Here is a 21,661-nt window from a genome sequence, read left to right as displayed (position 1 = left end):
AGAGGTGGCCATGCTCCACGGAAGCCAATGGCAAAAGGGACACGGCCAGAGCAGAAGCCCATCAAGAGATCAGTGGACAGTCATAGGACGAATCAACGAGCAAGGGAAGCAACGGTTCAACAGGAAAAACCGCCCCAGATCAAAGGAAAGGGGCGGCACAGGTCCTGGTGTTGGCAGGTCAGACCTTAGCCGATCGCGCTGGGGTCGTCGTAGACAGGGTGGATGCTGCCATCATCAAAACTCGTGGAATGGCTGAGCGGATCATCCTGAGGAAGATCCTGCGTATCGGTGCCATCGTCGGCAGCAGCATCAAAGGAGCTGGCATCCAAAGCGGCAGAAGAGCCATCATCGAAACCAGGATCGAGGTTGGTACCGAAAGCAGGATCTGTATGGATGATGTCGTGTTGATAATCCGCCAAGTGCTCATCCGTTACTGGTTGCTCAGCGACCAACTGATCAACCAAAGCAGAAATATCCTGAACTTCAGCCTGAACAACTGAAGTGTCGGGGATCACAGCATCACTACCACCAAAGGGATCGATACCGACATGATCCATTGTCAGCAACTCCGGATTAGCCAAGGCGTCGTCAATCAAGGAAGCAAACGAAATATCATGAACAACATCAACGCCTTGATCGACACTATCGACAAGTGGCAGAGATTCGCTCAGGCTGATCGCAGCAACCTGGTCAATCGGATCAGACGGGTCAACTGGCAAAGAAGCAGCTTCTGCAACAAAGGCATCACCTGGCTGCTGAGCAACAGCTCCATCAACTGGATCTACTGGAAGCGCTGGATTCAAAGGATCCAACACGACGTCAGTGGACACCTCGGCCGAATCATTGAGTGTCGCAAACGAAACATCCTGAACAAGTCCAGTAGTGCCATCGGCATACTCGAGAGATGTGCTGCCATGGACAAGCACATCGCCTTCGGCAGTTGTATAGGAAACCCCGTCGCTACTGAGACGAATAGAAGTAATATTTACCTCCGCGAGGCTGCGGAATTCACCCACATCGGTTTTACCATCAGAATTAGCATCTTGCCAGAGACCAAACTTGCCAAACTCAGCATCGCTTGAGTCAAAGACACCATCTTGGTTCGTATCAAACGCAAGCCTTAGTCCCTCTAGATCTGTTGTAGCATCTGGATGGTATTGGGCAAAAGAGATTTCAGAACCGTCATTGATGATTCCATCAGTATTTTTGTCGTAGGCCAACAGAGCATCCTCTGGGCCGACCCAGGCGGATAGCTCCGGTGTCCCGTCACCGTTGTAATCGAAGACAACGGGGCTGGCCTGTAGCGAAAGATAGCTCAAGCTGCCATCCTGGTTAGCATCAACAGCGAGCGGAACTACTGAGGGATTCCATGTCAACGTAAAGCTTCCACCGATCGAGTCGCCGTCGCGATCTGTCAAAGTGAGGTCAAAGCTCTTGGAAACGGGCAAACCAGTATCGACAGTGACAATCGAGATGCCGCCAACAGAAAACTGCGCATCATCATTTGCGTTGGCAATCTCTAGACGGTCATAACCATTAACGGTATAAACAACCGCCCTATATTCCTCTGTCACATTCTGAAGGCGCACTCCATTGGCGCCATCAAACGTATACGTTATGCCATTCACGGTGCCACTTCCCGTGCCGGTTGACACGAGAGTAGTTCCATTGTAAACTTCTACCTTTGTGATTGCAACCTTGACATCATTAGCATAGTTTGTATCATCATTGGCATCGTAAGCTGTTAAGGTAAAACCAGTAGACCCTGGATTGCCAGGGATTTGAGTAACTTTGAAGCCAAAACCGTTAACTGTCGTATGCGAGATAATCGGAGTAGCACCGACTGTAGTAAAGCTACCGAAGTCAATACGGAGGGTTTCGGAGTTATCAATATTATTATTAGCAACAGCAATGTCGTTAGCATTTGTATTCACTGAGGCCTCAACACCATTCACGGACCCAGTCAAAAGGAGTTCTACAGGCTTGGTTGTATCACCATCGCCTACCACCCAGGCAGAGAGATTACCGGCCTTGATACCACTAAGATCCGAGAAGCTCGTACTAGCCCCATTGTCGATCTTGGCAAACATCGCCACACTATAAATATCGCTAGCCAAAACAGTGCTATTGTCTGGAGCCAGTGTAATCGTGAACACCTTGCCGCTTACAGCATCCGTACCCGTTGCACCAGTCAGAGTCTTGCCATCAGACGAGAGATAATACTTAATCGATTGTCCTCCTGAGGTGAGGCCACTTGCTTGGCCAGACGTGATCCCTGAGAAGCTGATACTGCCGGCACCATCGGCTCCATAGTTGTTGTCAATGTTCCCATCGGCATCTAGTTTACCCGTAGTGGTGCTGCCGATCGCGTTGATTAATGTCGAGGAGGTGGGAGCGATCAGCGTGGGACCATCATCCTTGAACACTAGGTTCAAACCGATATTCAACGAAGCGGTGGAGGAATCACCGTCTTTATCGGTGATCGTGGCGTTGAGCGAGACGAGGGAATCGGCCGAGAGTGACTTGGAATCGTCGGGGTTGCTGGCGTTGGGATGAACGACGGCACGGATCTGATCCAGTGTGACCACACCCGTGGTCGAGTCGACCGCGACAGTGAAGACCTGATTGCCTGACGCGACAGTCTCTTGAGTGGTGGCGGTCGAGCCGACGACCTGTCCACCAATCAGATACAGATTCACCGCAGCATTGGTAGCGGTATCAACCAGCCCCGAAGCACCACCTGCAGTGGTCAGGGCGTAGGCGATGCTGCCAGCACCATCAGCTCCGTAGACGGAGGTGAAGGCAGAAGCGAAGGAAGTCGATGCATTGGTCGACAGGCTGGTTTCATCAACGGTGAGGACGGGCTCGCTGGTGGTAAGGGCCGTGATGCTAGGCACATCATCCGTAACTTGGATGTCTAACGAAGCCGTTCTGAAGTCACCATCCGTGTCACTCACGGTCACCATCAGACTTTCGACAATACTGTTTTCACCCGCGCCCGGCGAATGAGTCAGTGTATTATCATCAAGGGTATAACTGTAGTTAAACGTACCTCCAACTAGTTCACCGGTGGTGGCATCCGTATCAGCACTGAAACCCGTAATCGTCAGCGTGCCGTAAGCAGCTGTCGTCACCTCTGTGCCGTCACCGACATAAACACCATTGGCAACTAACGCCGTCGTTCCAATGGTCACATCATCAGCGCCATCGACTGCAGTAAAAGAGAAAGATCCAGTCTTCGTCAACGCACCGAGATTCGGCGTTGTACCATCAGGGAGATCGTCCTCGTCAACGATTACTTCAGCGCCGTTTCCATCAAGGCCTGTGATCGTGACGAAATGGTCAACCAGTGCTATTGAGCTCGTATCTAAATCCTCATAGTTACCACCAGTCGCTCCAGTGATCGCGACTTGATCAGCAGTCGGAACACTAAAAGTATTACTAGTTCCACTGGTTTGGCCAGCCAATATTGTGATTACTTGCCCATTGTCTAGCTGCAGAATCAAATCCGTCTCCGGCGCATTGTCCACCGTTGCAGTAATACTAGCCTCATTAGTATCTTCATTAATCAATGCATTACTCAATGTGACCGTCGTGATATCATTATCGTCGAGGATTATCGTGCTCACCTCCGTCTGATCCGCCACCAGATTCTCAAACGCTCCCAGACCACCTGCATTCGCTTCCACCACCGAGGCGATGCTGTTGCTGATGCTGTCCGCTTCCCGATAGACATCATCACGATTCACCGCAACCGGCGACGAGTCACCACTGCTCGTATTCGCAGCAATCGTGATCGTCTCGTTATTCGCCAGCGTCACCGTGATATCGTTCGCCGTCGTCACCGCAACGCCGTTGGCGTCCACAAGGCTCGCCGTGTAGACAATCGAGCCGGCATCTTCTCCCGTGCTCGGCGTTGCCGTCAGCTTCACCGTCACCGCATCGCTGTCATCGGTGATCGTCGTGCTCACCTCCGTCTGATCCGCCACCAGATTCTCAAACGCTCCCAGACCACCTGCATTCGCTTCCACCACCGAGGCGATGCTGTTGCTGATGCTGTCCGCTTCCCGATAGACATCATCACGATTCACCGCAACCGGCGACGAGTCACCACTGCTCGAATTCGCAGCAATCGTGATCGTCTCGTTATTCGCCAGCGTCACCGTGATCTCGTTCGCCGTCGTCACCGCATTGCCGTTGGCGTCCACAAGGCTCGCCGTGTAGACAATCGAGCCAGCCTCTTCTCCCGTGCTCGGCGTTGCCGTCAGCTTCACCGTCACCGCATCGCTGTCATCGGTGATCGTCGTGCTCACCTCCGTCTGATCCGCCACCAGATTCTCAAACGCTCCCAGACCACCTGCATTCGCTTCCACCACCGAGGCGATGCTGTTGCTGATGCTGTCCGCTTCCCGATAGACATCATCACGATTCACCGCAACCGGCGACGAGTCACCACTGCTCGAATTCGCAGCAATCGTGATCGTCTCGTTATTCGCCAGCGTCACCGTGATATCGTTCGCCGTCGTCACCGCAACGCCGTTGGCGTCCACAAGGCTCGCCGTGTAGACAATCGAGCCGGCATCTTCTCCCGTGCTCGGCGTTGCCGTCAGCTTCACCGTCACCGCATCGCTGTCATCGGTGATCGTCGTGCTCACCTCCGTCTGATCCGCCACCAGATTCTCAAACGCTCCCAGACCACCTGCATTCGCTTCCACCACCGAGGCGATGCTGTTGCTGATGCTGTCCGCTTCCCGATAGACATCATCACGATTCACCGCAACCGGCGACGAGTCACCACTGCTCGAATTCGCAGCAATCGTGATCGTCTCGTTATTCGCCAGCGTCACCGTGATATCGTTCGCCGTCGTCACCGCAACGCCGTTGGCGTCCACAAGGCTCGCCGTGTAGACAATCGAGCCGGCATCTTCTCCCGTGCTCGGCGTTGCCGTCAGCTTCACCGTCACCGCATCGATCGTGTCTTCCACAACGACCTGCGCCGTCGCTGTCGTATCCAGCGATTCGTATTCCGCTCCGCCCGTATAGCTGCTGATGCTGACCGTATTGGTCTCGCCATCCACATACGGATCATCGCCCTGCACCACAAACTCGCTGGATGTCGCGGTCGTCTCCCCGACTGCAAACGTGATCGTCGCGCCATTATCCAGCGTCAACACCAGCGGCTCATCCGTCGGCGCATTGTCGATCGTCGCACTGATCGTCGCCGTTCCACTTCCCTCATCCACCGTCACATCACCCAGGCTCACCGCCGTGATGTCGGTCGTGTCTTCCACAACGACCTGCGCCGTCGCTGTCGTATCCAGCGATTCGTATTCCGCTCCGCCCGTATAGCTGCTGATGCTGACCGTATTGGTCTCGCCATCCACATACGGATCATCGCCCTGCACCACAAACTCGCTGGATGTCGCGGTCGTCTCCCCGACTGCAAACGTGATCGTCGCGCCATTATCCAGCGTCAACACCAGCGGCTCATCCGTCGGCGCATTGTCGATCGTCGCACTGATCGTCGCCGTTCCACTTCCCTCATCCACCGTCACATCACCCAGGCTCACCGCCGTGATGTCGGTCGTGTCTTCCACAACGACCTGCGCCGTCGCTGTCGTATCCAGCGATTCGTATTCCGCTCCGCCCGTATAGCTGCTGATGCTGACCGTATTGGTCTCGCCATCCACATACGGATCATCGCCCTGCACCACAAACTCGCTGGATGTCGCGGTCGTCTCCCCGACTGCAAACGTGATCGTCGCGCCATTATCCAGCGTCAACACCAGCGGCTCATCCGTCGGCGCATTGTCGATCGTCGCACTGATCGTCGCCGTTCCACTTCCCTCATCCACCGTCACATCACCCAGGCTCACCGCCGTGATGTCGGTCGTGTCTTCCACAACGACCTGCGCCGTCGCTGTCGTATCCAGCGATTCGTATTCCGCTCCGCCCGTATAGCTGCTGATGCTGACCGTATTGGTCTCGCCATCCACATACGGATCATCGCCCTGCACCACAAACTCGCTGGATGTCGCGGTCGTCTCCCCGACTGCAAACGTGATCGTCGCGCCATTATCCAGCGTCAACACCAGCGGCTCATCCGTCGGCGCATTGTCGATCGTCGCACTGATCGTCGCCGTTCCACTTCCCTCATCCACCGTCACATCACCCAGGCTCACCGCCGTGATGTCGGTCGTGTCTTCCACAACGACCTGCGCCGTCGCTGTCGTATCCAGCGATTCGTATTCCGCTCCGCCCGTATAGCTGCTGATGCTGACCGTATTGGTCTCGCCATCCACATACGGATCATCGCCCTGCACCACAAACTCGCTGGATGTCGCGGTCGTCTCCCCGACTGCAAACGTGATCGTCGCGCCATTATCCAGCGTCAACACCAGCGGCTCATCCGTCGGCGCATTGTCGATCGTCGCACTGATCGTCGCCGTTCCACTTCCCTCATCCACCGTCACATCACCCAGGCTCACCGCCGTGATGTCGGTCGTGTCTTCCACAACGACCTGCGCCGTCGCTGTCGTATCCAGCGATTCGTATTCCGCTCCGCCCGTATAGCTGCTGATGCTGACCGTATTGGTCTCGCCATCCACATACGGATCATCGCCCTGCACCACAAACTCGCTGGATGTCGCGGTCGTCTCCCCGACTGCAAACGTGATCGTCGCGCCATTATCCAGCGTCAACACCAGCGGCTCATCCGTCGGCGCATTGTCGATCGTCGCACTGATCGTCGCCGTTCCACTTCCCTCATCCACCGTCACATCACCCAGGCTCACCGCCGTGATGTCGGTCGTGTCTTCCACAACGACCTGCGCCGTCGCTGTCGTATCCAGCGATTCGTATTCCGCTCCGCCCGTATAGCTGCTGATGCTGACCGTATTGGTCTCGCCATCCACATACGGATCATCGCCCTGCACCACAAACTCGCTGGATGTCGCGGTCGTCTCCCCGACTGCAAACGTGATCGTCGCGCCATTATCCAGCGTCAACACCAGCGGCTCATCCGTCGGCGCATTGTCGATCGTCGCACTGATCGTCGCCGTTCCACTTCCCTCATCCACCGTCACATCACCCAGGCTCACCGCCGTGATGTCGGTCGTGTCTTCCACAACGACCTGCGCCGTCGCTGTCGTATCCAGCGATTCGTATTCCGCTCCGCCCGTATAGCTGCTGATGCTGACCGTATTGGTCTCGCCATCCACATACGGATCATCGCCCTGCACCACAAACTCGCTGGATGTCGCGGTCGTCTCCCCGACTGCAAACGTGATCGTCGCGCCATTATCCAGCGTCAACACCAGCGGCTCATCCGTCGGCGCATTGTCGATCGTCGCACTGATCGTCGCCGTTCCACTTCCCTCATCCACCGTCACATCACCCAGGCTCACCGCCGTGATGTCGGTCGTGTCTTCCACAACGACCTGCGCCGTCGCTGTCGTATCCAGCGATTCGTATTCCGCTCCGCCCGTATAGCTGCTGATGCTGACCGTATTGGTCTCGCCATCCACATACGGATCATCGCCCTGCACCACAAACTCGCTGGATGTCGCGGTCGTCTCCCCGACTGCAAACGTGATCGTCGCGCCATTATCCAGCGTCAACACCAGCGGCTCATCCGTCGGCGCATTGTCGATCGTCGCACTGATCGTCGCCGTTCCACTTCCCTCATCCACCGTCACATCACCCAGGCTCACCGCCGTGATGTCGGTCGTGTCTTCCACAACGACCTGCGCCGTCGCTGTCGTATCCAGCGATTCGTATTCCGCTCCGCCCGTATAGCTGCTGATGCTGACCGTATTGGTCTCGCCATCCACATACGGATCATCGCCCTGCACCACAAACTCGCTGGATGTCGCGGTCGTCTCCCCGACTGCAAACGTGATCGTCGCGCCATTATCCAGCGTCAACACCAGCGGCTCATCCGTCGGCGCATTGTCGATCGTCGCACTGATCGTCGCCGTTCCACTTCCCTCATCCACCGTCACATCACCCAGGCTCACCGCCGTGATGTCGGTCGTGTCTTCCACAACGACCTGCGCCGTCGCTGTCGTATCCAGCGATTCGTATTCCGCTCCGCCCGTATAGCTGCTGATGCTGACCGTATTGGTCTCGCCATCCACATACGGATCATCGCCCTGCACCACAAACTCGCTGGATGTCGCGGTCGTCTCCCCGACTGCAAACGTGATCGTCGCGCCATTATCCAGCGTCAACACCAGCGGCTCATCCGTCGGCGCATTGTCGATCGTCGCACTGATCGTCGCCGTTCCACTTCCCTCATCCACCGTCACATCACCCAGGCTCACCGCCGTGATGTCGGTCGTGTCTTCCACAACGACCTGCGCCGTCGCTGTCGTATCCAGCGATTCGTATTCCGCTCCGCCCGTATAGCTGCTGATGCTGACCGTATTGGTCTCGCCATCCACATACGGATCATCGCCCTGCACCACAAACTCGCTGGATGTCGCGGTCGTCTCCCCGACTGCAAACGTGATCGTCGCGCCATTATCCAGCGTCAACACCAGCGGCTCATCCGTCGGCGCATTGTCGATCGTCGCACTGATCGTCGCCGTTCCACTTCCCTCATCCACCGTCACATCACCCAGGCTCACCGCCGTGATGTCGGTCGTGTCTTCCACAACGACCTGCGCCGTCGCTGTCGTATCCAGCGATTCGTATTCCGCTCCGCCCGTATAGCTGCTGATGCTGACCGTATTGGTCTCGCCATCCACATACGGATCATCGCCCTGCACCACAAACTCGCTGGATGTCGCGGTCGTCTCCCCGACTGCAAACGTGATCGTCGCGCCATTATCCAGCGTCAACACCAGCGGCTCATCCGTCGGCGCATTGTCGATCGTCGCACTGATCGTCGCCGTTCCACTTCCCTCATCCACCGTCACATCACCCAGGCTCACCGCCGTGATGTCGGTCGTGTCTTCCACAACGACCTGCGCCGTCGCTGTCGTATCCAGCGATTCGTATTCCGCTCCGCCCGTATAGCTGCTGATGCTGACCGTATTGGTCTCGCCATCCACATACGGATCATCGCCCTGCACCACAAACTCGCTGGATGTCGCGGTCGTCTCCCCGACTGCAAACGTGATCGTCGCGCCATTATCCAGCGTCAACACCAGCGGCTCATCCGTCGGCGCATTGTCGATCGTCGCACTGATCGTCGCCGTTCCACTTCCCTCATCCACCGTCACATCACCCAGGCTCACCGCCGTGATGTCGGTCGTGTCTTCCACAACGACCTGCGCCGTCGCTGTCGTATCCAGCGATTCGTATTCCGCTCCGCCCGTATAGCTGCTGATGCTGACCGTATTGGTCTCGCCATCCACATACGGATCATCGCCCTGCACCACAAACTCGCTGGATGTCGCGGTCGTCTCCCCGACTGCAAACGTGATCGTCGCGCCATTATCCAGCGTCAACACCAGCGGCTCATCCGTCGGCGCATTGTCGATCGTCGCACTGATCGTCGCCGTTCCACTTCCCTCATCCACCGTCACATCACCCAGGCTCACCGCCGTGATGTCGGTCGTGTCTTCCACAACGACCTGCGCCGTCGCTGTCGTATCCAGCGATTCGTATTCCGCTCCGCCCGTATAGCTGCTGATGCTGACCGTATTGGTCTCGCCATCCACATACGGATCATCGCCCTGCACCACAAACTCGCTGGATGTCGCGGTCGTCTCCCCGACTGCAAACGTGATCGTCGCGCCATTATCCAGCGTCAACACCAGCGGCTCATCCGTCGGCGCATTGTCGATCGTCGCACTGATCGTCGCCGTTCCACTTCCCTCATCCACCGTCACATCACCCAGGCTCACCGCCGTGATGTCGGTCGTGTCTTCCACAACGACCGTGGCCGTGTCATCTGTGTTCAGATCATCGAATCCACCACCTGTCGATCCAATGATCGACACCACAATCTCTTCAGAATCAATAAACGGATCATCACTGGGAGCATCAAAGGGATCCGAAGTTCCGGTCGTTTCTCCGACTGGAATCGTGATCGTCACACCATTGTCAAGGCTGATCACCAGATCAGTCCCAACCACTGGACTATCAACAGTGGCAGTAATCGTGGCGCTGCCACCCTCATCAACCGTCACATCTCCGAGGGTGACCGTGCCTGTAACAGGCGGAATGGGAGGCTCAGGTGTCGGCCCAGGGGTGGGCAGGGGCGTAGGCGTTGGGGGAGGGGTGGGCTCAGGAGCAGGTGCTGGAGTCGGTGCCGGATCCGGAGTGGGAGCCGGTGCCGGCAGAGGAGGGGTGGGTGTGGGTTGAGGGGTAGGTGTAGGGGCCGGCTCAGGCGTGGGAGTTGGGCTGGGCTCAGGCGTCGGCGAGGGCGACGGTTCGGGTGATGGAGAGGGCGTGGTCTCTGGATTGTCAAACGCCGTGAGGGTGGGGGTCCCGGTAGAGGTGTCGACGGACGCAAGATTCGCGAGAGCAGGGCTCGAGCCAACAAAACGAGTGCTTGTGGACGGAGAGGCTCCGCCACCGCCTAGGGAGGGGAGGCCCCCGCTGCCACCACCTGCAGGGATGAACGGACCATCGCTGGAAGAACCACCAACAGGAAATGTTGTGCCAACATCACCCGGCGACGGCTGGTCAACCTGCTCCGTGAAGTTGTCGAAACTCTGGGTGGGGAGGGAAGAGGCACCGGAATCGGGATCGATCCAACCACTTTCCTGGTAGTTCGGATCAAAGGCGACGGATGCGGCAGCCTGCCGTTGGATCTCCTCAGACTGATTCGCCACCGAATCTGCACCAGCCGACTCAGTGGTTTCAACCGGATTGGATCCAGTGATGTCGTCAGCCATGGGGGGTCTGGGCAGGGGGTCACGCTCACCAGAGCAGGACCGATCGGATCCCACTGGTGCTTGATGCCTTTACCGTAGATGAGCTGACCACAAGCCAACAGGGCGGCTTCCCGTGATTCCGGGAATGCTGGAAGCATCTGAGCGATAGATTTCGGCGACGCAGCCAAGATCCCAGTCGCCGCAAGGGATCTGAAGAGCTGAGAGGAAGCTGAGAATCAAGCAGAATGCCGACGTTACAAAGACATCAACCTGTGGAAAACAAACGGAATCAGCAATCGAAACTCTGAATTTCCTGAACCTCTGAAGAAGCCTGCTCCAGCAAAGGCTGCTGGGTCTGCGACATGTCGAGCAACGCCTGTACATGCCCGTCCAAGGCTCCGAGCACGGCGGCGCCATCGGCATTGCCAAGGTCGTCGTACACGATGGCATCATGATCAGCCAGTCCCTGATCATGAAGCGTGTCGGCCAGCGCGTTCAGAAGATCCTGCTGAATCTCATGGTATTGCTCCAGCGGCAGGCCTTGATCCTCAAGATAGGTACTCACTGTCTGGTCGAGGCCATAGGCCAGCTCAGCTGTTCCCAGGCGAGGAGCCGAATCCATCGACTCCGCAGGATCAGGATCGATCCGGCCGAGTCCATCGAGATAAACGGCCACCAGATCATCGAGAGCAAGATCACCTGCTCGGCCGCCAGTAGGAAAGTTCTCGCCAAGGAGCGAGACAGTCTGCTCGGCAGACATCGATCGACACACGGTGAAGACACCGACCCTAAGGGCACCATGAACGCTGAGGCAATGCAGCAAGGCTTGAATCCGATCACGATCGGCGTCTCCATCGCCAGATCAACCGTGGAGATCGCCCTGCAGAGCCGAAAACAGCAGATGCCGCAGCAAGTTTGGTACAAGCTGAAAGGATGCTGAGAAACAGACTCAGCGAGACTCTCGCAGGGCCGAATTCAAGGTGCGGGTGAATGGCTGGAAGAGGTAGCGAAGGACACTGCGCTTGGGTCCCTCAATATCAGCAACGACAGGCATACCAACCTGTATCGGAAACTTCTTGTCGCCGGAGCCAACGTACTGCTGATCCAAGGAGATCCTAGTCTCATAGTAGTACTGCCGATCGTCAGGATCTTGAACCGTAGAGGGGGAGATATTCAGGACCTTCCCTGAAACTGATCCATAAATACTGGAGTCAAACGGCTTCAGCTTCACGCTCACGGTCTGCCCCTTGCTCACAAAACCGATATCTGTCGATCGCACCCGGGCTTCAACAATCTTGGGGGAGTTGGTGGGGACCAACGACAACACCACGGATCCAGAAGCAATAACGCCACCCGTCGTCTTGAAACGGAGATCATTAACCTCTCCACTGATCGGAGCCCGGATTTTGGTACGGTCCAGCTGGTTACGCAGCTTCTTGATATTCTGCGACACGACTGCTTCCTCGTTCACCAAGGCAGCAATCTGGCTGCGCTCCTCAAAGCGGATCCCGGAGTTGAGGCTGCGTAGCTCCGCTTCAGCCTGAAGCAACAGCTTGGTGGCTTGAGCGCGGGTACCCAGCAACGAAGCCATCTTGGTCTGAGACTCGGCCACCTGCTTGTCAACCTGTAACAAATTGAGCCGGGATGCCGCACCGGAAGCCACAAGGTTGGCATACATCTGCCGCTGCTCCTTAAGCAAATTCTGCTCAACCCGATAGCGCTGAATCTGAGCGTCAAGACCCTTCAGCTCTTCTCGCTTCTCATTGATCTTTTCATTCACCTGCCGAATCTGGTCCGTACGGTTTTCAATCCGGCTATCTAGCAAGTCACTTTGCGCCTTGGAGACTTTGTCACTCGCACTTTGACTTAAAGATCCGCTCTCTCCACGGATCGCCGCCTGAAATTGACGCTGCTGCAGCATCAGATTGCGAAGTTGCTGTTCGATAGCTCGGTATTCGCTTTCGACAAGATTGGGACGCAACTGCAACATCACCTGTCCTTGGCTCACCATATCGCCGTCGCGAACATCAACCCTCTCGACAATGCCGCCCTCAAGGTGCTGCACAACAGACACTTCACCCTCCGGAATCACCTCACCCGAAGCGCTCACAACCTGGGTGATCGGCGTCAGTGCCGCCCAGGGGAAAAAAATCAGAACAGCGGCACCAAGACCATACAGCGCGTAGCGCAAATAGCGGTTATCAGGTTTTTCCTCCAGTTCGAGGGCCTGACTGAGGCGATGGCGTCCCACCAGTGTGATGGCATCCGGCGTGTCACTGCCGAGCAACGGCGACGCAAGCCCTCGGTCGGGAGGAAGGCTCAAGGAAGACTCTGGGATCGCCGGCAAGTTGGTCATGGGAAGAAAGAAAGCGAGTGGATCTGGAGGACCTGATGACGTGTCAACAGGACTCAGGATGCAGGTTGTGGCTGCTTCATCTGCGATCGCAGCTCATCAGCTGTGCCCTGGAAGACCGTGACCCCCTTATCGAGAATGCAGAGGCGATCGGCCCGCTCCAGCAAGAGTTTGTTATCAGTAGCCAGAATGACGCTGCGGTCCTGGCCCGAGAGGCTGCAGCGCCGAAGACTGGGCAACACCTCCAGCACGGCATCGAACTGGGCCGGTGCGAGGCCCTGACTCAGATCGTCCAGGAGCAGAATCGGAGTGTCCTTGATCACGGCTTGCGCAAGGGCAAAGAGCTTGCGAATGCCTTTCGGAAGTTGAAATACAATTTCGTCTGTCAGGGCAGTTTGCAAGCCGTCGGGAAGATTCTCCAGAAAATCTAGAATCCGCAGCTGGTGGCAAACACCGCGGACACCAGAAAGGGTGGCGTCTGGGTTCATGGCTGTGAGGTTGGATAGTACCGTACCCGGCAAAAGCTGAACATCAGACATCAAGTAAGCGATATTCCTCTGGATTCCGTCCACACCAAATTGGCGGTAATCCTTGCCATCGAACAGCAACGTACCACTGACCAGCGGAAAGAGCTGATCAATGACTCGCAGCACGGTCGATTTACCACAACCGGAATTACCTGTGATCGCAAGGATTTCACCAGGAGATACTGTCAGCGAGACCCGCGTGATCGCGAATTTGTTTTCAGTCCCCAGCCGGCAAGCAGCGGAGTCGAGCAGGATCGATCCCCGCAATCGTGTCGTCGAAGTCGTATCCTGTGAAGCCCTCGGTTGGGAAGCTGATCGGATCTTGAGAAACTGATCCAGCTGCTGATACTGATTGCGCATGGTGGTGTAACGCAACAAGGCACTCATCAGCAGCTGGAAAGGTCCGAAGATCCTCCAGACAAAGAACATGGCAGCGATCAGATTTCCGAACTGCGGAGCCACCACATTGTCCAGACCTGCTTCTCCCTGGGCGATGTTCAGGGCCATCAAGGCCCCGATCGCCAGGGTCAGAACCCCGGCAAGCTGAGACGTGGTGCTGGAAATCACCTGTAATCGGCCAACCTGGCCGTTGATGGTGAGAGCAGAAACACTGCTTTGGGCAGAAAGTCCACGGAGCCGCTGCAGCCACACCCACTCGACGTTGGCAAGCTTCACCTCGAGAAAACGATGCACAAGCTCAAGCTGAGCTTGGCTGATGCTGGTGCCAGTAGCCTGATTGAGGGTTGCAGCGCCTGAGTAATAGCGGCTCATCAACCAGACCAGAAGTCCGCTGACCAGCATCAAGACAAGCGGGACCAGGACCAGCCAGCCGGCAATGAATGCCACCGCAGCCAGATATACCGTGATGAAGGGAAAATCCAGGCAAGCCAAGGCCAGGGGGCCTTGCACATAACCAAGCAGGCTCTCGAGATTGCGGAAGCGGCTGGTCAGACCAGATTGGCCGAGGGACTCAATCTGACGGTAGTCAAGACCGAACAATTTCTCCACCAGACTCACTCCCAGCAGAGCTTCAAGCCTGCCGGAAAGCTGCGAAAGAGAAGACGCACGCCACTGGCGCAGGTTCCAGTCAAGGAAAAACAGCACAACCACTCCCAGGAAGATCCAGAAAGTTGAAGTCAGGCTATTACTTGGAATGGAAATATTATAGATTGCCCGCATATAAAAGGGCAAGGCGAGCCCAAGAAGCGCAAGAGCAAAGCTGATTGCATAAAGAACCCAGATGCGATTGCTGAAACGATAGAAAATCTGCTTCAGCAGAGTGATCCGTTCCGTGCTGCCCCGATCCTGAAGCCACACCAGCTGACCAGAAGCCGGAATCTCGGTAAGGGCACAACGGCCGAACACATTCCCGGCCACCAGATCACCCTTGGCGGTGAGCGAGATCACGTAGGCAATATTGTCTGGGCTCACATAAAGAGCCGGCAACAACTGTGGATTGAGTTGACTCCAAGCCTGAACTGTTTCGGTACGGCTGCCGTAACCCAGACGCAGCAACAGGTTGCGGGCATCAACCAGATCCATCTGGCGAGGGTCTCGGCCCACCAGCTCAAACAACTCCTCGGGGCGCCCCGTCCACATCAGCTGCTGCAACAGCAGCCTGACGCAGAAGGCCATCGGCGCTTCCTGGCTGAGCGTGAGATCACGCAGCAGAACGGTGCGGCTGGTCACGCGATCACCTCAGGAAGACGAATGGGAAGTTGGATCTGCTGATCGCTGATCGAAACCAGTACGTTACCCACACCATTGAGCAACACCGTGGTATGACCCTTGGTGCGCTTGAGCACGCGCTCCAGGCCATCGATGAACTGCTTGCCATAAGAACAATCACTCAAATCAATCATCACAACTTTCGGATCTGTCGCCAGAGCACGGACCAACTGAAACAGATGCAGGGCATCACTGGATAGTCCACTGGGCATTGAAGTGCCAATCGTGGTGTTATATCCATCCGGAAGGGAGCGAACCTTGGCGTCAAGCCCAATCAGATAAGACCAAAAAAGAGCTCGTCTTCGATAACGAGTCGGCTGAAAACTAGTGATATTCTGCAAAAGAGTCCCCTCAAAGAATTCCATCGAGGGATCCACATACACGATCTCATTCCTGAGCGAGTCTCGGCGAAAGGAAGCTATTGGAATGGTGTCAACCTTCAAGTTGAGGAAAGTCTCGACCTGAATCATTGCCAGAAAGAGGTGACGCACATCGCCACCAAAACTGGAGTCCTTCAGCAACACCGAGGAACCGATCAGAATCGGCTCCAGAACGTGTCCCTCGACTTCCAGCTGAAGCGACTTCTCAAGATTCAGCTCCTCGTTACCACCAATTGATTCCGTTGGGGTGGCCATCAACAGGTCGAATTCCTGTCGCGCATGGGTGAGACGCCGGTAGCTGTTCCAAAGCCCCATGGCCTGTTGCCAGGGGGAAAGGATCTTGCCGCCAAGCAGCAGGGCAGCGGCCAGAGCACCAGACAGCAGATCACCACGGATGACCAGGAAAGCACCCCACGTGATGATCGCCGCCATGGTGAGCTGCGACATCAGGGAGCCAAAGGCCTGGTAACGGCCATTGAACTGGTTGGATTGCATGCGCTGCCAGGCCAGCTCCTCCTGGCGATGCTCGTTTCCCACAAGAAACTGACGACCCAGACCATTAGATTTGATCAGATTGATCGCATCCATCAACCTGTTTTGATAATTGAGTCGATCCAACTCAAGGCCATCATTGCGCCTGGAAATCTCTTCATATTGACGAGCAAAAGAAAGAGAACGCAGCAGATACACCACAATCGCCAAAACAGCGATGAAGCCAACACTGCCAGCAATCAAAAATAGAACCAGAACAAAGATCAGTGAAAAAGCCAGATCAATCGCAGTATTCAGCGCCTGCAGGGAACTCTCATCGCGCAGGAGGTTGATACTGTTCAATCGCTCGGCATGGGTCGTGGGCGGAGTGCGCAGATAGTCATCAAGACGCATCTGAGAAAAGTGGCTCAACGCCATCAAGCGCCGGCCATGCTCGATCCGTGCACCATCAGCGCCGGTGAGGGTGAGACGCACCGTTTTCAACCAGCCCGAAAGCAGCATCAACACCACAACTCCCACCGTGAGCACCCAGAGGCTTGAGGTGGAACTGGTGGGCAGAATTGAGGTATAGACAATATTGATGTAAAGTGGCGAGGAGAGCTCAAGAAGATTGATCAGAATCGAACTGATCAGGATTGGCCCCAATTGATACCGACTCCAATCCAGTTCGCGCAAGGACTGAAAGTATCGATGCCGGATCAACTCCTCAATGAGCTCCACAGCCATGCCGATGGACTGCCTGATGGAAGACCACCAGGAGCTGAGTGTGCTGAACGCCAAGGCCACAAGACTGTCTCGAAATCTCAACGGAATGGCTGAGACATCGCACAAACCATAGTCGGTAGCACAGCCTAGCCACGCCCGCAAATTGGGGCTGGAATGAAATCAAGCCTAAATATCTCTTAATTCTCATATTCGTCTTGAGGCAAGACAACTGCTCGTGGTTGGGTGGTTATGTTGGACCCGTTGCCATGAAAGGGCCGTTCGTGAACCAGCCCAACAGGGCGCATTCCCCAGCAATCGCCAGCGCGAGCATCGCCAGCGCGAGCATCGCCAGTCTGCCGTTCATCATGTATCGCTTCCGCCTCAGCTCCGATCAGGTGCAGGTGGAGCTTGTGGCCAATGGCAACAGCCAGCGGGTGCCGTTTCAGGTCCTCGGCCCCACGAGCGAGGTGGCCTTTCTGGAGGAGCTGCTGGAACAGCAGTTCGGTACCCTCACGATCAATCCGGCCGAGCTTTTCTCGTTTCTGGAATCAGACTGCTGGGTGAGGCAGTGCTTCGCCGAACCCCAGCTGGTGGAGGGGGATCTCAAGGCCTCCCCCTCGCAGGACACCAGCTTTCAGCTGCAGACGCTTGGCAACAAGCTCGTCCAGGCTGGCATTCTGACGATCGATGAGCTTGAGCATCTGCTCGAGGACTATCGCCCCTTTTCGGAGACCCAGCGCTTCGGCGAATTCCTTCGTCTGAATCTGCAGGTTCCGCCCCAGCTTCTTGACCTTCTGCTCAACCCGGCTCTGTTTGACGAGCAGGGGTTCAACGAGAAGCGACTCGGCGACAGGCTGGTGGAGATGGGCTGCATCAGTCAGAGCCAGCTGGATGGGGCCCTGGCTCAGCAGAAGCGTGAAGGCGGCCGCATCGGCGAACTGCTTGCCCAGAAGGGTTTGATCTCCGAGACCACGGCCCGTTTTTTCTCCATGGCCAGGGTGAACGACAAGGGGCAGATCGACTACAACGCCGTCGCCTGAGCAGGTTCCCGCGGAAGCCTGTCGCGGTAGAGAGCATCGGCCATGCGCGCCGTCTGCACGATCGGACCGACATCGTGCACACGCAGCACATCCGCCCCCGAGGCGATCGCTGCCACGCAGACCGCTGCCGTGCCCCACAGGCGAGCCCGGGGGCGCTGTTCCTGCAGCACCTCACCGATGAAGCGCTTGCGGGACGGACCCAGCAACAGCGGAAAACCCTCGCTCCGGAGCTCGGGCAGGCCCCGCAGCAATGCCAGGTTCTGCGCCGTGGTCTTGGCGAATCCCAGGCCGGGGTCCCAGAGAATCTGACTGACCTGCACACCTGCTGTGAGGGCCCGATCCGTGGCGCGCAGCAACTCGTCGCGCACGGTCGGAACCACAGCACCGTAAGTCGCCATCCTGTCCATGGTCTGGCTGTCGCCGCGGCTGTGCATCAGCACATAGGGACACCCCGCTGCCGCCACCAGGGGCAACATCGCCGGATCCCGTCGACCGCCGCTGACATCATTGATCCAGTGGGCGCCGGCCTCCAGAGCCGCTTCGGCCACTGCCGCATGAAAGGTGTCGATCGAGAGCCGCGGCGCGGCGCCCCCCCCCATCGCCTGCAGGATCAGGTCCAGGCTGGGCATCAGCCGCTGCAGCTCCACGTCCGCCCCCACCTCCACAGCTCCGGGGCGGGTGCTCTGGGCGCCGAGATCGAGCAGGTCGGCGCCCTGCTTCTGAAGGATCAGGGCCTGGCGCAATGCAGCCTCGGGGGCGAGGAAGCAGCCACCGTCGCTGAAGGAGTCGGGGGTGAGGTTCACGACCCCCATCACGAGCGTGCGTTCGCCCCAGAGCGGCAGCGCCGCCGGCGCGGACCTCATGCCGGCGGCTGGTAGTTGGCAATGCGGGCGAATCCCTGGGGATCGAGGGAGGCGCCGCCCACCAGCACCCCATCAATCTCCGGCTGGGCCATCAGCTGGTCGATCGTGGCAGGGTTCACCGAACCGCCGTACTGGACGATCACGCCATCGAAACCCACCCAGCCGCGGATCAGGCCACAGATGCGGTTGGCCTCATCGGCGGCGCAGGTCTTGCCGGTGCCGATCGCCCAGATCGGTTCGTAAGCCACGATCAGCCGCTCCGGATCGATGCCCTCGAGGCCCTGCTCCACCTGGCGGTGGATCACCCGCTCGGTTTCGCTGGCCTCCCGCTGGTCGAGGCTCTCGCCCACGCACAGGATCGGGATCAGGCCGGCCGCCTGGGCGGCGCGGGCACGCAGATTGATCTGCTCGTCGGTCTCGCTGTAGTACTTGCGCGGCTCGCTGTGGCCCACGATCGCGTGGGTCACGCCATGCTCCAGCAGCATCGGCGCCGAGACCATGCCGGTGTAGGCCCCCTTGTCTTCCCAGTGCACGTTCTGGGCCGCGATCTGCACGCCGGAACCGGCCAGGGCGGCACTGAGGGTGGGGATGGCGGTGAAGGGTGGCGCCAGCACCACCTCCCGATCAGCGGGCAGATCCTCCACCGAGGGCTTGAAGACCTCCGCAAAGGCCTGCGCCTCGGCGCAGGTCATGTGCATCTTCCAGTTGCCAGCGATGACGGCCTTACGCACCAGCAGGTCCTCTCGGCGAAGTGAGGCAAACGCTATCTGGCGGTGGGATCGGGCACCACCAGCACCTCCCGTCCATCGACCTCCACGACATCGCCGAGGCCCAGCTGCCGGCCCCGCCGGGTCTCGATGGCACCGTTCACCCGCACGTCACCGCGCTGGATGCGGAGCTTGGCCTCTCCACCGGTGCCCACCAGCCCCTGCCATTTGAGGAATTGATCAAGCTTCATCGAATCAGGGGCTGATCGCGGCGGACGATTGATAAGGTTCGCCGATGTTCGCACCCTCGCCGGCCGGCTTCCGGCGTCTCCTGCCCCTGCTGGCGCCCCACCGGCGCCGCCTGCTGGCAGGTGGGCTCTGCACCCTGGTCTACGTGGCCTGCTGGCCGTTGCTGGCCTGGCTGGCGGGTCGTCTGATCCCAGCGATCGGTGCCGGCGATTTCCGCCGTGTGCTCGAGTCGATCCTGGCGGCGCTGGCGGTGTTCCTGGTGCAGAAGGCCGCCCAGTTCGGCCAGGACACCCTGCTGGCCGGCCCGGCCCTGCAGGTGAGCCAGGAGCTGCGTCGCCGCCTGTTCTCGCGGCTGCAGCAGCTCGATTTCGGAGCCCTCGAAAAGCTGTCGGCCGGCGATCTCACCTACCGGCTCACCGAAGACGCCGACCGCGTCGGCGAGGTGATCTACAAGACCATTCAGGACACCACCCCCAGCGCCCTGCAGCTGGTGGTGGTGCTGGGCTACATGGTGTGGCTCGACTGGCCGCTGGCCCTGGCCACCCTGCTGCTGGCTCCGGTGGTGGCGCTGCTGGTGAGTGTCTTCGGCGCCCGGGTGATGACCGCCGCCGAGCGCAGCCAGAAGCAGGTGAGTGATCTGGCTGCCCTTCTGGGCGAGGCGATCGGCGGGCTGCCCCTGGTGCGCGCCTACGCGGCCGAACCATGGCTGCAGCAACGCTTCGATCGGGAGATCGACCTGCACCGCCGCGCCCGTTACCGAACGCTCCAACTGCTGGCGCTGCAGCATCCGGTGGTGGGCTTTCTTGAAGCCGGCGGCATCCTGGCCGTGCTGCTGATCGGCGCGGCCCGCATCCAGGCCGGTGGCCTCGACAGCCAGGGCTTCAGCAGCTACGTGGCGGCCCTGTTGATGCTGATCGATCCGATCTCGCACCTCACCACCAACTTCAACGAATTCCAGCAGGGACAGGCCTCGCTGCGGCGGCTGCGGGCGATCGAGGCTGAGCCCACCGAGCCTCCTGACCATGCCGATGCCCAGCCCCTCGGCCAGGTCCGCGGTGAACTGGTGCTGGATCAGGTGAGCTTCGGCTACCCGGGCGGCAGCACCGTGCTGCACGACCTCGACCTGCGGGTGGAACCAGGACAGGTGGTGGCCCTGGTGGGACCCTCGGGCGCCGGCAAGAGCACCCTGTTCTCGCTGTTGCTGCGGTTCAATGTGGCCGGCACGGGTCAGGTGCTGCTGGACGGCCAGAACCTCGCCAACCTGCGGGCCCGCGAGCTGCGCCAGGCCGTGGCGCTCGTTCCCCAGCAGAGCAGTGTGTTCTCCGGAACCGTGGCCGAAGCGATCGCCTTCGGCCGGCCGGCCAGTCTCGAGCAGATCCAGGCCGCCGCCCACACCGCCAATGCCGCAGGGTTCATCGAGGCCTTGCCCCTCGGCTACGCCAGCCGTATCGAGGAGCGGGGCAGCAACTTCTCCGGCGGCCAGCTGCAACGGCTGGCCATCGCCCGCGCGGTGCTGGGCGATCCGGCGGTGCTGTTGCTGGATGAAGCCACCAGCGCCCTGGATGCCGAGGCTGAAGACGCGGTGCAGCAGGGTCTGGAGCAGGCCATGGCCGGGCGAAGCGTGCTTGTGATCGCCCACAGGCTGGCGACCGTGCAGGAAGCCGACAGGATCGTGGTGCTCGATCGGGGCCGCATCGTCGAGCAGGGCAGCCACGCGGAGCTGATGGGGCACGCCGGCCGGTACCGCGAACTCTGCGAACGTCAGTTCATCCATCTCGGATGACGATC

General features: G+C 58.4%; 11 protein-coding genes. 3 read left to right on the top strand and 8 right to left on the bottom strand.

Annotated features, from left to right (window positions below; translation table 11 throughout):
- Window positions 1-185 precede the first annotated feature (185 nt).
- Window positions 186-10,850 (bottom strand): S-layer family protein, encoded by a 10,665-nt coding sequence (locus tag H8F24_RS14110; protein ID WP_197170033.1) that lies wholly within the window; start codon window positions 10,848-10,850, stop codon window positions 186-188.
- Between the two features lie 268 nt (window positions 10,851-11,118).
- Window positions 11,119-11,589: a hypothetical protein gene (locus H8F24_RS14105; RefSeq protein ID WP_197154953.1), complete on the bottom strand. Its 471-nt coding sequence runs from the start codon at window positions 11,587-11,589 to the stop codon at window positions 11,119-11,121.
- A gap of 39 nt (window positions 11,590-11,628) precedes the next feature.
- Here H8F24_RS14105 and H8F24_RS14100 point away from each other — a divergent pair, with 39 nt between their 5' ends.
- A complete protein-coding gene (locus H8F24_RS14100) occupies window positions 11,629-11,769 on the top strand; it encodes a hypothetical protein (RefSeq protein WP_197170032.1) in 141 nt (46 codons plus the stop codon).
- Between the two features lie 9 nt (window positions 11,770-11,778).
- Here H8F24_RS14100 and H8F24_RS14095 read toward each other — a convergent pair whose 3' ends face one another.
- The 3 genes from H8F24_RS14095 to H8F24_RS14085 all read right to left on the bottom strand — a co-directional run bounded on the left by H8F24_RS14095 (window position 11,779) and on the right by H8F24_RS14085 (window position 17,089).
- Window positions 11,779-13,152: an HlyD family type I secretion periplasmic adaptor subunit gene (locus tag H8F24_RS14095; protein WP_231597848.1), complete on the bottom strand. Its 1,374-nt coding sequence runs from the start codon at window positions 13,150-13,152 to the stop codon at window positions 11,779-11,781.
- Window positions 13,153-13,238: 86 nt separating this feature from the next.
- Window positions 13,239-15,398 (bottom strand): ATP-binding cassette domain-containing protein, encoded by a 2,160-nt coding sequence (locus H8F24_RS14090; protein WP_231597847.1) that lies wholly within the window; start codon window positions 15,396-15,398, stop codon window positions 13,239-13,241.
- A complete protein-coding gene (locus H8F24_RS14085; RefSeq protein WP_231597846.1) occupies window positions 15,395-17,089 on the bottom strand; it encodes an ABC transporter transmembrane domain-containing protein in 1,695 nt (564 codons plus the stop codon). Before H8F24_RS14085 ends, H8F24_RS14090 begins: the two co-directional genes overlap by 4 nt.
- Window positions 17,090-17,379: 290 nt before the next feature.
- On the opposite strand from H8F24_RS14085, the gene H8F24_RS14080 reads away from it, so the two are divergent.
- On the top strand, window positions 17,380-18,054 hold the full coding sequence (locus H8F24_RS14080; RefSeq protein ID WP_197154945.1) for a hypothetical protein: 675 nt from the start codon (window positions 17,380-17,382) through the stop codon (window positions 18,052-18,054).
- Here H8F24_RS14080 and folP read toward each other — a convergent pair.
- The 3 genes from folP to H8F24_RS14065 are packed head-to-tail and all read right to left on the bottom strand — an operon-like array spanning window position 18,036 to window position 19,875.
- Window positions 18,036-18,917 (bottom strand): dihydropteroate synthase, encoded by an 882-nt coding sequence (folP, locus tag H8F24_RS14075; RefSeq protein ID WP_197154943.1) that lies wholly within the window; start codon window positions 18,915-18,917, stop codon window positions 18,036-18,038. The genes H8F24_RS14080 and folP overlap by 19 nt on opposite strands.
- A complete protein-coding gene (gene tpiA / locus H8F24_RS14070; protein ID WP_197154942.1) occupies window positions 18,914-19,648 on the bottom strand; it encodes a triose-phosphate isomerase in 735 nt (244 codons plus the stop codon). The genes folP and tpiA overlap by 4 nt, the downstream gene beginning before the upstream one ends.
- Window positions 19,649-19,680: 32 nt before the next feature.
- A complete protein-coding gene (locus tag H8F24_RS14065; RefSeq protein ID WP_197154940.1) occupies window positions 19,681-19,875 on the bottom strand; it encodes an RNA-binding S4 domain-containing protein in 195 nt (64 codons plus the stop codon).
- A gap of 44 nt (window positions 19,876-19,919) precedes the next feature.
- Here H8F24_RS14065 and H8F24_RS14060 point away from each other — a divergent pair, with 44 nt between their 5' ends.
- Window positions 19,920-21,656, top strand: coding sequence for an ABC transporter ATP-binding protein (locus H8F24_RS14060; protein ID WP_197154938.1), 1,737 nt, complete (start codon window positions 19,920-19,922; stop codon window positions 21,654-21,656).
- Window positions 21,657-21,661: the final 5 nt, after the last annotated feature.

Origin of the sequence: Synechococcus sp. CBW1002, from assembly GCF_015840915.1 — a bacterium.
Classification (GTDB): domain Bacteria; phylum Cyanobacteriota; class Cyanobacteriia; order PCC-6307; family Cyanobiaceae; genus CBW1002.
This window is presented reverse-complemented; position numbering and strand designations above follow the sequence as displayed.

Excerpts from the sequence above, each read along its gene's own strand:
- folP (WP_197154943.1), bottom strand. The coding sequence starts at position 18,917 with ATGAGGTCCGCGCCGGCGGCGCTGCCGCTCTGGGGCGAACGCACGCTC.
- H8F24_RS14065 (WP_197154940.1), bottom strand. The coding sequence starts at position 19,875 with ATGAAGCTTGATCAATTCCTCAAATGGCAGGGGCTGGTGGGCACCGGT.
- H8F24_RS14110 (WP_197170033.1), bottom strand. The coding sequence starts at position 10,850 with ATGGCTGACGACATCACTGGATCCAATCCGGTTGAAACCACTGAGTCG.
- H8F24_RS14080 (WP_197154945.1), top strand. The coding sequence starts at position 17,380 with ATGTATCGCTTCCGCCTCAGCTCCGATCAGGTGCAGGTGGAGCTTGTG.
- H8F24_RS14105 (WP_197154953.1), bottom strand. The coding sequence starts at position 11,589 with ATGTCTGCCGAGCAGACTGTCTCGCTCCTTGGCGAGAACTTTCCTACT.
- H8F24_RS14060 (WP_197154938.1), top strand. The coding sequence starts at position 19,920 with ATGTTCGCACCCTCGCCGGCCGGCTTCCGGCGTCTCCTGCCCCTGCTG.
- H8F24_RS14100 (WP_197170032.1), top strand. The coding sequence starts at position 11,629 with ATGAACGCTGAGGCAATGCAGCAAGGCTTGAATCCGATCACGATCGGC.